The organism is Actinoplanes sp. CA-051413, assembly GCF_050955795.1.
GTDB lineage: Bacteria > Actinomycetota > Actinomycetes > Mycobacteriales > Micromonosporaceae > Actinoplanes.
In genome coordinates, this window is record NZ_CP192100.1 from 1,762,348 (window position 1) to 1,776,915 (window position 14,568).

Sequence of the window (14,568 nt, forward strand, 5' to 3'; positions counted from 1 at the left end):
TGGGTCCCGCGCGTCCTGCGCGCCGCGCCTGCATGTTTGGCGTTCCGTGCGCCGCTTGTTCGCGTGCCCCGCGCTTGGTGGCCCGCGAACCTTACGTTCGGCGCGTGTGCGTGGCGCGTGCGCATGCCCGTCGGCCCAAGCCTGACTGCCCCCTGCGCTCCCTCAAGCCCGGCCCCGCCGGCAACCTCAGGCCTGAGTCGCTTCCTCGTTCTCGTCCTTGACCGCCGCGCAAGATCGCCTTATCAGACCGCGGCGGGCAGCGTTGCGTGCGTCGACGGGCACGCTCCGGATGGCTTACTGTCCAGGGCGGCGGATGCAGTTACTTTTGAATCAGGCGACAAAAGTTTGTGGTGATCATCGAGAAGGTATGGACGAGCCCACCGGAAGGGCCCTAGTGTGACGGTCGTGACACCGTCCCGTTTCGGCGGTGTGAACGGCCGGAGGTGCCCGTGCATGTCGTCGACGCCCCCCATTTGCGCTTGTTGCGCTTGTTGCGGGACGAGGGTCCGATCTCTCGGGCCGAGCTCGGTGATCGGCTCGATCTGACCCGTCCCCGACTGCTCGCCGAGGTTGAGCGACTCGTCGCCGCGGGCTACATCGCGGAGGCCGGGATGGCCGCTTCGCGGGGTGGCCGGCGTTCCACTCTTGTCGAGTTGCAGCCGCGACTTCGGTTCGCCGCTGTTGACCTCGGCGCCAGCTCCATCGATGTCGAGGTGACCAACGGGCGGCTCGAGCCCGTCGCGGCGTACCGCGAAAGCGCTGACATCCGGTCCGGGCCGAAGGTCATCCTGCACCGGGTCAATGAGCTGCTCGCCAAGGCCCGCACCGACGGTGCTTTTGACCGGCTCGATGCCGTCGGCATCGGGGTGCCGGGGCCGGTGAGTTTCCGGGACGGGGTGCCGGTGTCGCCGCCGATCATGCCCGGCTGGGACCGCTACCCGGTGCGTGAGTTGCTCGCCCGCGAGCACGGGTGCCCGGCCGTCGTGGACAACGACGTCAACATCATGGCCATCGGGGAGCGGCACGGCGGGGTCGCCCACTCTGTGGACGACTTCCTCTTCGTCAAGATCGGTACGGGCATAGGCTGCGGCATCCACCTCGGCGGCGGTGTCTACCGGGGTGTCGACGGCTGCGCGGGCGACATCGGCCACATCCAGGTCGACGCGCACGGGCCGATGTGTTCCTGCGGCAACGCCGGTTGCCTCGAAGCACTGTTCAGCGGTGCCGCCCTGGCCCGCGATGCCGGTGCGGCGGCCCGCAGCGGTGAGTCCCCGGCGCTGGCCGAGCGGTTCGAGGCCAACGGTGAGATCGGCGCCCGGGATGTGGCCGACGGCGCCGCGGAGGGCGACGTCACCTGTATCCGGCTGATCCGCGACGGTGGTCGCCGGGTCGGGGCGACGCTGGCCACGCTGGTGAGCTTCGCGAACCCGTCGATGATCGTCATCGGGGGCGGGCTCGCCCAGCTCGGCCACATCCTGCTCGCCGAGATCCGCAGCGTGGTCTACCGGCGCTCACTACCGCTGGCCACCGGCAACCTACCGGTGGTGCTCAGCGAGCTCGGCGCCCGCGCGGGCGTGAGCGGCGCGGCCGTCCTGGCCAGCGACACGGCCTTCGAGCAGGCGTCATGACCGCCCCCGAACCGGCCCGCGACGACCGGCCCACCGCAGCCCCGGCGCCGGAAACCCCGGCCCCGGCCGCAGAAAGCTCGCCCGCAACCGGCACCCAGCAGCGCGAACGCGACGGCATCGGCGAGGTCGTCCTCCGCCTGGACGGCGTGGTCAAGACCTTCCCCGGCGTCCGCGCCCTCGACGGCGTCCAGCTCGAGGTCCGGGCCGGCGAGGTCCACTGCCTGCTCGGCCAGAACGGCGCCGGCAAGTCCACTCTCATCAAGGTTCTCGCCGGCGTGCACCACGCCGACGAGGGCAGCATCACCTGGCTGGGGGAGCCCTTCGCCCCGGCCAGCCCGCAAGCCGCCATGCGGGCCGGGATCGCCACCATCTACCAGGAGCTCGACCTCGTCGACGATCTTTCCGTCGCCGAGAACGCCTTCCTGGGTCACGAGGAGAGCCGCGCCGGTTTCCTGCGGCGGGGTTCCACCGCGCACCGTACGAGGCAGATCCTGGCCCGGCTCGGGCATGAGCACATCTCTCCGCGCCGCCTGGTGCGGTCGCTGCCCGCGGCCGGCAAGCAGATCGTCAGCATGGCCCGTGCGCTCTCGCACGACGCCCGGCTGATCGTCATGGACGAGCCCAGCGCTGTGCTTGCTCATGACGAGGTCGAGAACCTGTTCCGGATCATCCGCGAGCTCACTGCGCAGGGCATCGCGGTCATCTACATCTCGCACCGGCTGGAGGAGATCCGCGACATCGGCGACCGGGTCACCGTGCTCAAGGACGGCCGTACCACCGCCGCTAATCTGCCCGCCCGCAGCACGCCCACGCGGGAGCTGGTCAGCCGGATGACCGGGCGGACCATCGAGTACGTCTTCCCGCCGCGCGAGGTCAAGACCGGCACCACGCCGCTGTTGCAGGTGGAGGGGCTGACCCGGGCCGGGGAGTTCGCCGATGCGTCGCTGACCGTCAAGGCTGGGGAGATCGTCGGGATCGCCGGGCTGGTCGGGTCGGGACGTTCGGAGCTGCTCGAGACGATTTTCGGGGCCCGGCGGGCGGACAGCGGCACGGTCACGCTCAACGGTAAGCGGATCACGTCGATCGGGGGCGCGGTCCGGGCCGGCATGGGCATGGCCCCGGAGGAGCGCAAGAGCCAGGCTCTGCTGCTGGACGAGCCGATCTACCGGAACATGACGCTGGCCACCTTCAGCGGTTACGCGCGCGGTGGTTTCACCGATGTCGGCAAGGAACGTTCGGCCTCGATGGAGACCGCCGATGCGCTGGAGCTGCGCCCGCGGGACGTGAGCCGGCCGGTGCGCACGCTTTCCGGCGGCAACCAGCAGAAGGTCGTCGTCGGGCGGTGGCTGCTCGGCGGGACCAAGCTGTTGCTGCTCGATGAGCCGACCCGTGGCGTGGACGTCGGCGCGCGGGCCGAGCTCTACCAGGTCATTGCGGATCTCGCCGCCCGTGGGGTGGGCGTGCTGCTGGTCTCCAGCGAGGTCCCCGAGGTGCTCGGTCTGGCTGACCGGGTGCTGGTCATGCGCGAGGGGCACCTGATCCACGAGGCGCCCGCGAGCGAGATCGACGAAGCCACTGTTCTTGATCTCGTCATGGCGGGATCTCTGATGGAAGGGGAGCCGGCATGACCGATCAGACGACCAAGGCGAGCCTGCCGGCGCAGAGTCCGCCGGTTGAGCCGCCACCGCCAGCGACCGGCCAGGCCCGGTCGCGGGGCAACTGGTTCAAGGGCGACGGCGCCGAGCCGCTGCGCCGCAACCTCGGCCTCATCGGGGTGCTGGTGATCCTGGTGATCATCGGTGCGGTCACCCGGCCCGAGCTGTACGGCGACGCCACCTGGGTCAAGAACAACACCTTCACGATCCTGCAGCAGGCGTCCGCGATCGGTGTGGTCACCGTCGGCATGACGTTCGTGATCATCGGTGGTGGCATCGACCTGTCGGTCGGCGCGATCATCGCGGTGGCCGGCGTCTGGTCCACCACGCTGGCGACGCAGAGCTACGGCACCCTGGGCATGATCTTCACCGCCCTGGTGGTGGGCGTCTCGGTGGGGCTGATCAACGGCGTGCTGATCTCGTACGGCCGGTTGGTGCCCTTCATCGCGACCCTGGCCATGATGGTCGCGGCCCGCGGTGTGGCGGCGCAGATCTCCGGCAAGCAGACCCAGGTGTCGGCGAACACCACGATCAACGACATCGCCAGCACCCGGTGGCTCGGCATCCCGCTGCTGGTCTACATCCTGGCGCTGGTCGTGGCCGCGGGCTGGGTGCTGCTGAACCGCACCACCTTCGGTCGCCGCACGGTGGCCGTCGGCGGCAACCCGGAGGCGGCCCGGCTGGCGGGCATCAACGTCAAGTTCCACACCGTGCTGCTGTACGCGTTGTCCGGCCTCTGCTGCGGCATCGCGGCGATCATGCTGACGTCCCAGGCGACCAGTGCCCAGGCCGCCATGGCGAACCTGTACGAACTGGACGCGATCGCCGCGGCGATCATCGGTGGCACGCTGCTCAGCGGCGGCCGCGGCACCATCATCGGCGCGCTCTTCGGCGTGCTGGTGTTCTCCACCATCACCAACCTTTTTGCGATCAACAATCTCTCCACCGAGGCCCAGAACATGGTCAAGGGCGCGATCATCGTCGCGGCCGTGCTGGTCCAGCAGTTCCGTTACAAGTCACTCACTCAACTCCTGGGTCGTACCAAGAGCTGACCTACCCCACAAACCCCCACGGCGACCGGTGACGGCCGCCCGGTCACCCCTGGAGAAAACATGTCGAACTTGTCCCGCCGCCGCATCCTCTTCGGTGGCGCCGCGGTCGGCGCCGGCGCCCTGCTGACCGCCTGCACCAGCAACACGCCGCAGGAGAACACCCAGGTCAACACCGGCAACGAGGACTCGAACCCGAACGCCGCCCCGGGCACCAAGGTGGTCATCGGCTTCTCGGCGCCGGCCGCCGACCACGGCTGGATCGCGGCCATCACCAACAACGCCAAGGCGCAGGCCCAGGCGTACAAGGACGTGGAGCTGCGCGCCGTCGAGGCCGGTGCGGACGCCGCGACCCAGCGGGCCGCGCTGGCCACCCTGATCGCGCAGAAGCCGAACGTGCTGGTGATGCTGCCGCACGACGGCAAGGAGCTGAACGCCTCCGGGCTGGAGGCCATGAAGGCCGGCATCCCGGTGGTCAACCTGGACCGGGCCTTCCCGGACCGGGCCGCGTACCGGCTGCAGATCAAGGGCGACAACTTCGGTATGGGCATCGCCGCCGGCACCTACATCGGCCAGCAGCTCAAGGCCAAGGGCGTCACCAACGCGATCATCGGCGAGATCCCCGGCATCGACTCGCTGGAACTGACCCAGGAGCGGTCGAAGGGCTTCGTCGCGGCGCTGGCGACCTTCGGCTTCAAGGTCGCCAACCGGCGGCCGGCGGACTTCACCGCCGACGGCGGCCAGCGGGCCGCGACCGACCTGCTGCAGGCGCTGCCCAAGATCGACGCCATCTGGAACCACGACGACGACCAGGGCATCGGCGTGCTCGCGGCGATCAACCAGGCCAGCCGCAAGGAGTTCTTCATGGTCGGCGGCGCCGGCTCGAAGGCGGCCATCGACGCGATCACGGCTGACAACAGCCCGCTCAAGGCGACGGTGACCTACAGCCCGTCGATGGCCTCGTCGGCGATCTCGCTGGCCCGGTTGATCGGCCAGAACAAGGGCATGTCGGACCTGGTGGAGCTCCAGGTCCCCAAGGAGATCACCCTCGCCTCCGAGACGATCACCAAGGAGAACGCCGCCCAGTACGCCAAGCTCGGCTTCTGAGCGGGTCCGTCCACTTCGGCGTAGAAGGAGATCACATGGGGCAGCTGCGGGTCGGCATGGTCGGGTACGCGTTCATGGGCGCCGCGCATTCACAGGCATGGCGCACCGTGAACCACGCCTTCGACCTGCCGCTGTCGGCACGGATGTCGGTCGTCTGCGGCCGCGACGAGGACAAGGTCGCGGCCGCGGCGGCCAAGCTCGGCTGGGAGGGGCACGCCACCGACTGGCGTGCGGTCGTCGAGCGTGACGACATCGACCTGGTCGACATCTGCACGCCGGGCGACACCCACCGCGAGATCGCGCTGGCCGCGCTGGCCGCGGGCAAGCACGTGCTGTGCGAGAAACCCCTGGCCAATTCGGTGGCCGAGGCCCGGGAGATGGCCGCGGCCGCGGCCCAGGCCCAGACCCGGGGGGTACGGGCGATGTGCGCGTTCAACTATCGCCGGGTCCCGGCGGTGGCGCTGATGCGGCAGCTGGTGGCCGCCGGCCGGATCGGCACCATCCGTCACGTGCGGGCGGTCTACCTCCAGGACTGGATCGTCGACCCGGAGTTCCCGCTGGTGTGGCGGCTGCGCAAGGACGTGGCCGGCTCGGGCGCGCTGGGCGACATCGGCGCCCACATCGTCGACCTGACCCAGTACGTCACGGGCCAGTCGATCACCGGGGTGAGCGCGCTGACCGAGACCTTCGTGAAGGAGCGGCCGCTGCCCACCGCGGCGGCCGGGCTGTCGGCGGAGGGCAACGGCAGTTCGGGCCGCGGTCAGGTGACCGTGGACGACGCGGCGTTGTTCCTGGCCCGGCTGGACGGGGGAGCGGTGGCCACGTACGAGGCGACCCGCTTCGCCACCGGCCGCAAGAACGGGCTGCGGGTGGAGCTGAACGGCTCGCTGGGTTCGCTGGTGTTCGACTTCGAGCGGATGAACGAGCTGCAGTTCTACGACGCCGCGCTGCCCAGCGCGGAGCAGGGCTTCAGCCGGATCCTGGTGACCGAGCCGGACCACCCGTACATGGCGGCGTGGTGGCCGGCGGGTCACCCGATCGGTTACGAGCACACCTTCACCCACGAGATGCGGGACCTGATCGAGGCGATCGCCACCGGACAGGACCCGACGCCCTCGTTCGCCGACGCGTTGCAGGTGCAGCTCGTCCTCGACGCGGTGGAGCGCTCGGCCGCCGCGTCGTCCTGGGTGGACGTGGAGGCCGTGCTGGCAGGTGTGTGACCCAGACCTCCGCCGTACGCCGCGAGGGACGAACCGGTTGCGCCCCGGGTCGTCGGGCGGGCGACGGAGCGGCTGTCCGGCATCGACCGTCCGGGTTCCCGGCCGGTGCCGGACAGCTGTGGGACATCCGCACGTGTGATCGTTCCGTGCGTGTCCAAGTGTGCATTTGATGCACAGATAACGCTCTCTCCGATGGTGTGTCGACTTGCCCTCGGAAGGGTCCACAAGCAGGTCATGGTGGGCGGTGGCATCGGCACGAGCCGATGCCACCGCCCTTTGTGGATCATGTCTGCGCCGGTCAGGGCGTCGCACGGCCGGTACGCCGCTGATCCGGCAGGCGGTCGAGGCTCGTATCCGGGGGCAGACAACCCACGGATGGAGGCGTCATGGCACCCCGTCGGTCCGCCACGACCGCATCGGAAAATCGCGGCCAGATGATCCATACTGGACGCTGCACGAACCGATGCACGTGCGAATGCACCGGTGACGCCCCGCTCCAGGAGGGATTCTGATGCGTTTGCGCCACCACTCGGGCCGGGTCGTCCACCTGAGCCACGGCACCCACGAGCGGCCTGCCCGGGATCTCCCGGCCGTCGTCGAGCACCTCGACGCGTACGCCGCCGTCCGTGACCGGCTGGCCGTGGACACCCTGGGGGTGAGCCTCTGGCTCCCGCCCACCCTCGCCGCCGCCCTCGCGATCGACGGGCGCTCCCGCACCCGGCTGCGTGCCGAGATCGAAGCCCGCGGGCTCGAGATCGTCACGCTGAGCGGAGCGCCCTACGCCGAGGGCGGCGACGAGGACCCCGCCGTCCCCGACTGGAGCCACCCGGCCCGGCTCGAATACACCCTCGACCTGGCCCGCATCCTCACCGACCTGATGCCCGAGGACGCCGTCCGCGGCGCGGTGACGACCACCGGCCTCGGCCCGCGCGAGGGCTGGGACGCCGCCAAGCAGAAGGCCGCCGCCCGGATCCTCTCCCGGCTCTCCGCCGGCCTGGCCGAGGTGGCCTGGCACACCGGCCGGGCGGTCCGCGTCGGCTTCCAGCCCGAGCCCGGCTTCGTGCTCGACGACACCGACTCGATCGTCGAGGCGTTCGGCCGGCTCGACCGTGACCGCCTCGGTGTCTGCCTCGACCTGGCCGACCTCGCCTGCACCTGGGAGAGCCCGGTCGCGGCCCTGGACCGGCTGGCCGCGGCCGGCATCGCGGTCATCCGGGTCGAGATCGCCGCGGCGCTCGAGGCCACCGATCCGGTCGCGGCCGCGGAGGCTCTGCGGGGGTACGTGGAAGCCGGCCACCCGCACCAGGTGACCAACCCCGCCGGCGCGAAGGTCGACGACCTGACCCAGGCGCTCGCCGACCTCCCGCCCGGCCCGTGGCGGGTGCGGTGCCACGTGCCCCTGCACAACCCGCCCGCGCCGCCGCTGACCGCCACCACAGAGGTCTGGCAGGCGGCGCTGCGGCACCTGCTCGGGGGTGAGCACCCCGGCACCGAATACCTGGCCGTCGAGTCCCCCGCTGGGGGCACCGGCGCCCAGCTCGCGTACCTGAAAAGTGCCCTGGGTGAGCTCGGGCTATCGCCGCCCGCCGAGGCCTGCGCCGCACACTGATCGCGGGGCTTTCGCGGCCGCGGCCGCGGCTCTAGAGTCGGTGCAGGCACCGCCGCGACGGGCGGGCCGGCCCGGGAGGCGCAAACCCGGCCCGGCCGCGACGTCCCGACCGGTGATGCCGCCGGCCCGCCGCCCTCGCGCGGGCCACCGGAACCCTTTTCGTGCACCGGCGAACAGGGAGTTTTGACAATGGCGCGACCCATCACGCTCTTCACCGGCCAGTGGGCCGACCTGCCGTTCGAGGAGGTCTGCCGGCTGGCGGCGGAGTGGGGCTACGACGGCCTGGAGATCGCCTGCTGGGGTGACCACTTCGAGGTCGACCGGGCGCTGGCCGAGGACGACTACGTCGACCGCAAGCGCGAGCAGCTCGCGAAGCACAACCTGAAGGTCTTCGCGATCTCCAACCACCTGGTCGGCCAGGCGGTCTGCGACCACCCGATCGACGAGCGGCACCAGGACATCCTGCCCGCGGTGATCTGGGGCGACGGCGAGGCCGAGGGGGTGCGGCAACGTGCCGCCGAGCGGATGAAGGACACCGCCCGGGCCGCCGCCCGGCTCGGCGTGGACACCGTCGTGGGCTTCACCGGCTCCTCGATCTGGCACACCGTGGCCATGTTCCCGCCGGTGCCGCCGGCCATGATCGAGCGCGGCTACCAGGACTTCGCCGACCGGTGGAACCCGATCCTGGACGTCTTCGACGCCGAGGGCGTGCGGTTCGCGCACGAGGTGCACCCCAGCGAGATCGCGTACGACTACTGGACCACCCGGCGCACCCTGGAGGCGATCGGCAACCGGCCGGCGTTCGGGCTCAACTGGGACCCGTCGCACTTCGTCTGGCAGGACCTCGATCCGGTGAACTTCATCCTCGAGTTCGCCGACAAGATCTACCACGTCGACTGCAAGGACGCGAAGGTCCGTACCGGTGACGGCCGCCGCGGCCGGATGGCCTCCCACCTGCCGTGGGCCGACCTGCGCCGGGGCTGGGACTTCGTCTCCACCGGGCACGGCGACGTGCCGTGGGAGGACTGCTTCCGCGCCCTGAACGCGATCGGCTACACCGGCCCGCTGTCCGTCGAATGGGAGGACGCCGGCATGGACCGCCTGGTCGGCGCCCCGGAGGCGCTGCAGTTCGTACGCCGGCTGGCCTTCGACGCGCCCAGCGCGGCCTTCGACGCGGCCTTCTCGTCGTCCTCCTGACGCGCTCGTCGTCCTGAAGCGCCAAAGGCCCGGTCCACCGTCGGTGGGCCGGGCCTTGAGAAGCGGTACTTGTCAGTACGTGGTGCCGGTGCCGTTCGACGAGGTCATCCCGGACCCGCTGGTGGACAGCGTGCTGGTCTCGGTGCCCGTGCTGGAGCTGGTGCTGGCGGACTTGAGCTTCTCACCGAGCTTGGACTCGTTGAGCTTGTCCTTGCCCTCGGTGTAGAGCTTGTTGGCCTGCGCCTGGGCGACTCCGGCGGCCTCCTGGACCGTCGGGTGCTCCCACACCTTCTTGGCGTTGGCCGTGATCTCTTCGTACTTCTCCCGGCCGGCACGGCTGCCCAGGACGAAGCCCGCCGCGAGACCCGTGATGAACATGAGCTTTCCGCGCATGGCGGCTCCTTCCGTTCGGTGACGCTCGTGCGTCGAACAGGTGCTTACCCATCCTGCACCGCAGTCATGCCCCTGGTCCGTGTTTCATCCCTGTTGCGCGCGCCCCGGCGCGCCGGGTCACCCGTTTTCACCCGGGGCGGGCGGTCATGTATTGTCGTTCCGGTCGCCACCACTACCGCGGAAGCGGGAGCGGAGGTGACGGTTCGATCCCCTGTAGCTCAATTGGCAGAGCAGCCGGCTGTTAACCGGCAGGTTATTGGTTCGAGTCCAATCGGGGGAGCTTTTCCGCAGGTCAGGGGCCACTTCGGTGGCCCCTTTTCCGTATCCGGCCCCCGGGCACCGCCACCTCGACGGCCGCGCCGAACCCCGCCCGCACCGGAAAACCGGTCGCGGCCGCTGCGGCGGCCCGGTATATCTGCATGACGACGCCGCGGCTGCCTGCCGTCGCGCCGGCCCGACCATCTTCACGAGGAGTGACAATGCGAGCAGCTTCCACGCTCCGGACCTTTGACCGTCCTACCGTGGAGATCTGTCTTGCCCTTGTTGAACCTCGGGATCGTCGCCCATGTTGACGCCGGCAAAACCAGCCTGACCGAGCGCCTGCTGTACGAGGCCGGGGCCGTGTCCCGGCCCGGGAGCGTCGACGCCGGCACCACCCGCACCGACTCGATGGAGCTGGAGCGGCAGCGCGGCATCACCATCCGGGCCGCCGTCACGTCCATCGCCGTCGGTGATCTCATGATCAACCTGCTGGACACCCCGGGCCACCCCGATTTCATCGCCGAGGTCGAGCGTTCGCTGGCCGTGCTCGACGCCGCCGTGCTCGTGGTCTCCGCCGTGGAGGGCGTCCAGCCGCAGACCGTGGCCATCTGGCGGGCGCTGCGCCGCATCGGCGTGCCCACCGTGGTGTTCGTGAACAAGGTCGACCGCGGCGGCGCCGACGTCGGTGCCGTCCTGACCCAGCTCCGGCGCCGGCTCGCGGCGCACCCGGTTGTGCTCACCACGGTCACCGGGCAGGGCGGGCGCGACGCCCGGGTGCACCCGGCCGGTCTCGACACCGAACCGGTGGTGGAGGCGGTGGCCGAGGTCGACGACGCGGTGGCGGCCCGGTGGCTGATGAACCGGCCGGTACGCGCCCGTGACGTCCGGCGGGCGATCCGGCGCGCGGTACGAAGCACCGAGCTCACCCCGGTCACCTGCGGCTCGGCGATCACCGGCGCCGGCGTACGCGAGCTGTGCCAGGTCCTGGCCGAGCTGCTGCCCCGCGGCGAGCACCGGGACGGGCCGCCCGCCGGTACGGTCTTCGCCGTCGACCGCGACAGCCACGGCCGGCGCGTCTGGCTGCGGTTGTGGTCCGGGCAGCTCCGCGTACGGGATCGGGTGCTGTTCCCCGGCGCCCGGCCCCAGACGGTGACCGAGATCGCCGTCACCGAGCCCGCCGGTGTGCTCGTGCGACCGTCGGTGTCGGCCGGGCAGATCGCGGCGGTACGCGGCCTGTCCGCCCGGGTGGGTCAGCTCGTGGGGGATCCGCCGCGGCGCCACGCCTACCGTTTCCCGCCGCCGACCCGGCAGGCTCTCGTCGAGCCGGTCGAACCGGCACAGCGCCTGGCGATGTTCGCCGGCCTGGCCGAGCTGGCCGACGAGGATCCGCTGGTCGACCTGCGGCTCGACGAGCAGCAGGAACAGGCGGTGGTCCGCCTGCACGGCGAGGTCCAGAAGGAGGTGCTCGCCGCCCTGCTGCAGGACCGGTACGGCGTCCGGGTGCGGTTCTCCGGCACTTTGACGGCGTGCATCGAGCGGGTCGCCGGCACCGGTACGGCCGAGGAGCGGATCCGGGAGCGGGGCAACCCGTACCTGGCGGGCGTCGGACTGCGTGTCGACACCGCCCCGATCGGGCACGGCATCGAGTTCAGTCCCGGGATCGAACCCGGCCGGCTGACGCCGGCGTTCGTCGCGGCCACGGAGCAGGGGGTACGGGCGGCGCTGCGGCAGGGCCTGCGCGGCTGGCCGGTGACCGACTGCACGGTCACCATGACGTCCTCGCAGTACTGGCCGCGACAGAGCAAGCCACATCAGAAGTTCGACAAGTCGATCTCCTCCGTGGCGGCGGACTTCCGCAACCTCGCCGCGGTCGTGGTGACCGCGGCGTTGCGCCGCGCCGGCAGCCGGGTGTGCCAGCCGATCGAGCGGTTCGAGATCAATCTGCCGCCCGACGCGGTGGATCCGGTGCTGGCCCTGCTCGGCCGGCTGGGCGCGGTCGTCCGGGACACGACGCCCGCCGGTGGATACCTGGAGGTGAGTGGTGACCTGCCGTCCGCCCGAATCCCGCAGGTCGTGGCCGCGTTGCCCGACCTGACCGGCGGCGAGGCGGTGCTCACCACGCGCTTCGACCACTACGCGGCGGTCACGGGCGAGGAGCCGCCGGTGCTGCCCCGGCGCGGACCGGACCCGGGGGACCGGGAGGCCTGGTTCCGCGCCGTACCCAGGTAGGCGCTTCTTTCTTTCTCCCTGCCGGGGACCGGTACCGCCGTTAGGCTGAGGTCTGCGTTGTTTGTCCTCCAGTGAGGTGTGCCCGTGTCGCAGCCCGTATCGGTGGACGTCGTCATCGTCGGCGGCGGTCTCGCCGGACTCGCCGCTGCCCGGCGCCTGGACCGCGCCGGGGTGAACTGGCTGCTGGTGGAGGCGGCCGACCGGATCGGCGGCCGGGTGGCCACCGACGTGGTGGACGGCTGGCGGCTCGACCGCGGCTTCCAGGTGCTCAACACGGCGTACCCGCGGGTCCCCGCACTGGTCGACGTCGACGCCCTCGACATGCGCTACTTCACCTCCGGCGTGCTCGTACGCCGCGGCCCGGGCCTGCACCGCCTGGAGAATCCGCTGCGTGAGCCGCGCTCGGCGCCCCGCACGCTGACCTCGGGGGTGGGCTCGCTCGCCGACCGCCTCAAGTTCGCGGCGCTGGCCACCCGCTACGCGACGTTCCCACCGGCCCGGCTGCTCGACGCCCCGGAGACGACGACCCAGGAAGCGCTGCGGCGTGCGGGCCTGTCGCACCGGATGATCGAAGAGGTGCTGCGGCCGTTCCTGTCCGGCGTCTTCGCCGACCGCTCCCTGGACACGTCCAGCCACGTGCTGGCGATGGTGCTGCGCTCGTTCGCGCGGGGCCGGATCGGGGTGCCGGCGAGCGGGATGGCTGCCCTGCCGGCGGCGGTGGCGGGTCCGCTGCCGTACCCGCAGCTGCTGGTCGGCGCCCGGACCCTGTCGGTCAGCCCGGGCCAGGTCGTGACCGACGGCGGGGAGCTGCGCTGCCGCGCGGTCATCGTGGCGACCGACCCGGCAACGGCGGCGACCCTGCTGCCCCGGCTGCCGGTGCCGGACATGCGCGGCCTGACGACGTACTACTTCGGCGCGGACCAGGCCCCGATCGACGAGCCGACCCTGCTGCTGGACGGCGACCGCCGCGAGATCGTGGCCAACACGGTCGTGATGTCGAACGCGGCCCCCGAGTACGCCCCCGCGGGCAAATCCCTGATCGCCGCCTCGTCAGTGGGCGTCTCAGCCCCGTCCGGCGCGTCGGAGGCGGTGATCCGGGTCGAGCTGGCCCGCATGTACGGCATCCCGACCGACGACTGGGAACTGCTGAGCGTGGTGACCCTGCCGCACGCCCTGCCCGCGGCGAACGTCCCGCAGGCGCGCCTCCGTAAGCCGGTGGCGCTGGGCGACGGCCTCTTCGTGGCGGGCGACCACCGCGACAGCCCGTCGATCCAGGGAGCTCTGGCCAGCGGCTGGCGTACGGCCGGCGAGGTCCTGTCCTCGCTGGGCGCGACGGTCAGCTCGCCGGCGGCCTGACCGCCAGCGCGGGCAGCCCCCGGGCCGGCGCGTCGGTGACCAGGACAGCTCCGTCGTCCGGTCCGGGCTGGTCGAGACCGCCGCGTCCGCTCGTGACGACCAACTGCGAACCGGCCAGGCACACACTGGTCGGCTGCCGGGCGGGAACAGGCACGATGCGATCCAACTGCCCGTCCGGCCGGTAACGCCGCACCGCGCTCCCGCCGAAACACGCCATCCACAGGAAACCGTCGGCGTCGACGGTGAGCCCGTCAGGGGAGCCCTCGCCTTTGTCGAGCTGAACAAAGTCCTGCCGCCCGCTGAGCTCCCCGGTGGCCGGGTCGACGTCGAAACGCTGCACCAGCCCGAGCGGGGTGTCGGACAGGAACATCGTCCGCCCGTCTGCGGTGATCGCGGGCCCGTTGGCGATGGTCAGCCCGGTGAGAACGGTGTGCACCTTGCCGTCCGGGTCGAAGCGGTACAGCGCGCCACCCTTCGGCGACTGGTCGCAGGCCATGCTGCCGGCCCAGAACCGCCCGGCCGGATCGGCGACAGCGTCGTTCATCCGCCACTCCTTGCCGGTGACCGGCTCAGCGCCGGCAAGCTCCCGGACCCCGGCGGGCTCCAGCAGCCAGAAACCGGTCCCGGCCGCGGCGAGCCAGCTTCCGGGCGCATCCCGTACGGGGGCCACGGCGGCCAGTGGCACGTCGAGCTCGGCGAGCAGGGTGAGGGACTGGGGGCCGGAACCGGTCGGTGTGGGCGTACCGAAAAGCCGCCCAGCCGGAATGTCGACCAGCACGACCTGATCACCGACCCAGCGGCTGCCCTCGCCGAGCTCGAACCGGTCGGAAGAGAGCGCACGCACATCGGTCATGCCCGGCACAT

11 protein-coding genes and 1 tRNA gene are annotated in these 14,568 nt (G+C 71.2%); 10 read left to right on the forward strand and 2 right to left on the reverse strand.

Annotation, left to right across the window (positions count from 1 at the left end; all coding sequences use genetic code 11):
* The first annotated feature begins 449 nt into the window (after window positions 1-449).
* From ACQP2Y_RS08400 to ACQP2Y_RS08430, 7 genes are all read left to right on the forward strand, one after another.
* Window positions 450-1,628 carry an ROK family transcriptional regulator gene (locus ACQP2Y_RS08400; RefSeq protein ID WP_360825255.1) on the forward strand — a complete coding sequence of 393 codons (1,179 nt, stop codon included), beginning with the start codon at window positions 450-452 and terminating at the stop codon, window positions 1,626-1,628.
* Window positions 1,625-3,256, forward strand: coding sequence for a sugar ABC transporter ATP-binding protein (locus ACQP2Y_RS08405; protein ID WP_433726086.1), 1,632 nt, complete (start codon window positions 1,625-1,627; stop codon window positions 3,254-3,256). The genes ACQP2Y_RS08400 and ACQP2Y_RS08405 overlap by 4 nt, the downstream gene beginning before the upstream one ends.
* On the forward strand, window positions 3,253-4,335 hold the full coding sequence (locus ACQP2Y_RS08410; protein WP_433726088.1) for an ABC transporter permease: 1,083 nt from the start codon (window positions 3,253-3,255) through the stop codon (window positions 4,333-4,335). The genes ACQP2Y_RS08405 and ACQP2Y_RS08410 overlap by 4 nt, the downstream gene beginning before the upstream one ends.
* Before the next feature lie 60 nt (window positions 4,336-4,395).
* Window positions 4,396-5,439, forward strand: coding sequence for a substrate-binding domain-containing protein (locus tag ACQP2Y_RS08415; protein ID WP_433726090.1), 1,044 nt, complete (start codon window positions 4,396-4,398; stop codon window positions 5,437-5,439).
* Between the two features lie 35 nt (window positions 5,440-5,474).
* Window positions 5,475-6,659, forward strand: coding sequence for a Gfo/Idh/MocA family protein (locus ACQP2Y_RS08420; protein ID WP_433726092.1), 1,185 nt, complete (start codon window positions 5,475-5,477; stop codon window positions 6,657-6,659).
* 511 nt (window positions 6,660-7,170) lie between these two features.
* Window positions 7,171-8,268 carry a TIM barrel protein gene (locus ACQP2Y_RS08425; RefSeq protein ID WP_433726094.1) on the forward strand — a complete coding sequence of 366 codons (1,098 nt, stop codon included), beginning with the start codon at window positions 7,171-7,173 and terminating at the stop codon, window positions 8,266-8,268.
* Between the two features lie 189 nt (window positions 8,269-8,457).
* Window positions 8,458-9,465, forward strand: a complete 1,008-nt coding sequence (locus ACQP2Y_RS08430) for a sugar phosphate isomerase/epimerase family protein (RefSeq protein WP_433726096.1) — start codon at window positions 8,458-8,460, stop codon at window positions 9,463-9,465.
* A gap of 72 nt (window positions 9,466-9,537) precedes the next feature.
* Here the strand turns inward: ACQP2Y_RS08430 and ACQP2Y_RS08435 are convergent, their stop codons facing one another.
* Window positions 9,538-9,858 (reverse strand): hypothetical protein, encoded by a 321-nt coding sequence (locus ACQP2Y_RS08435; protein WP_433726098.1) that lies wholly within the window; start codon window positions 9,856-9,858, stop codon window positions 9,538-9,540.
* A 207-nt stretch (window positions 9,859-10,065) separates the two neighbouring features.
* Between ACQP2Y_RS08435 and ACQP2Y_RS08440 the strand changes: the two genes are divergently transcribed.
* From ACQP2Y_RS08440 to ACQP2Y_RS08450, 3 genes are all read left to right on the forward strand, one after another.
* Window positions 10,066-10,138: transfer RNA gene (locus ACQP2Y_RS08440), tRNA-Asn, on the forward strand.
* Window positions 10,139-10,392: 254 nt separating this feature from the next.
* On the forward strand, window positions 10,393-12,348 hold the full coding sequence (locus ACQP2Y_RS08445) for a GTP-binding protein (RefSeq protein WP_433726100.1): 1,956 nt from the start codon (window positions 10,393-10,395) through the stop codon (window positions 12,346-12,348).
* Between the two features lie 84 nt (window positions 12,349-12,432).
* Window positions 12,433-13,704, forward strand: coding sequence for an NAD(P)/FAD-dependent oxidoreductase (locus ACQP2Y_RS08450; RefSeq protein WP_433726102.1), 1,272 nt, complete (start codon window positions 12,433-12,435; stop codon window positions 13,702-13,704).
* On the opposite strand, the gene ACQP2Y_RS08455 is transcribed toward ACQP2Y_RS08450, so the two are convergent.
* Window positions 13,685-14,557, reverse strand: a complete 873-nt coding sequence (locus ACQP2Y_RS08455) for an SMP-30/gluconolactonase/LRE family protein (RefSeq protein WP_433726104.1) — start codon at window positions 14,555-14,557, stop codon at window positions 13,685-13,687. The two genes, ACQP2Y_RS08450 and ACQP2Y_RS08455, sit on opposite strands and share 20 nt — an antisense overlap.
* Window positions 14,558-14,568: the final 11 nt, after the last annotated feature.

Excerpts from the sequence above, each read along its gene's own strand:
- ACQP2Y_RS08405 (WP_433726086.1), top strand. The coding sequence starts at position 1,625 with ATGACCGCCCCCGAACCGGCCCGCGACGACCGGCCCACCGCAGCCCCG.
- ACQP2Y_RS08410 (WP_433726088.1), top strand. The coding sequence starts at position 3,253 with ATGACCGATCAGACGACCAAGGCGAGCCTGCCGGCGCAGAGTCCGCCG.
- ACQP2Y_RS08415 (WP_433726090.1), top strand. The coding sequence starts at position 4,396 with ATGTCGAACTTGTCCCGCCGCCGCATCCTCTTCGGTGGCGCCGCGGTC.
- ACQP2Y_RS08420 (WP_433726092.1), top strand. The coding sequence starts at position 5,475 with ATGGGGCAGCTGCGGGTCGGCATGGTCGGGTACGCGTTCATGGGCGCC.
- ACQP2Y_RS08425 (WP_433726094.1), top strand. The coding sequence starts at position 7,171 with ATGCGTTTGCGCCACCACTCGGGCCGGGTCGTCCACCTGAGCCACGGC.
- ACQP2Y_RS08430 (WP_433726096.1), top strand. The coding sequence starts at position 8,458 with ATGGCGCGACCCATCACGCTCTTCACCGGCCAGTGGGCCGACCTGCCG.
- ACQP2Y_RS08435 (WP_433726098.1), bottom strand. The coding sequence starts at position 9,858 with ATGCGCGGAAAGCTCATGTTCATCACGGGTCTCGCGGCGGGCTTCGTC.
- ACQP2Y_RS08455 (WP_433726104.1), bottom strand. The coding sequence starts at position 14,557 with ATGACCGATGTGCGTGCGCTCTCTTCCGACCGGTTCGAGCTCGGCGAG.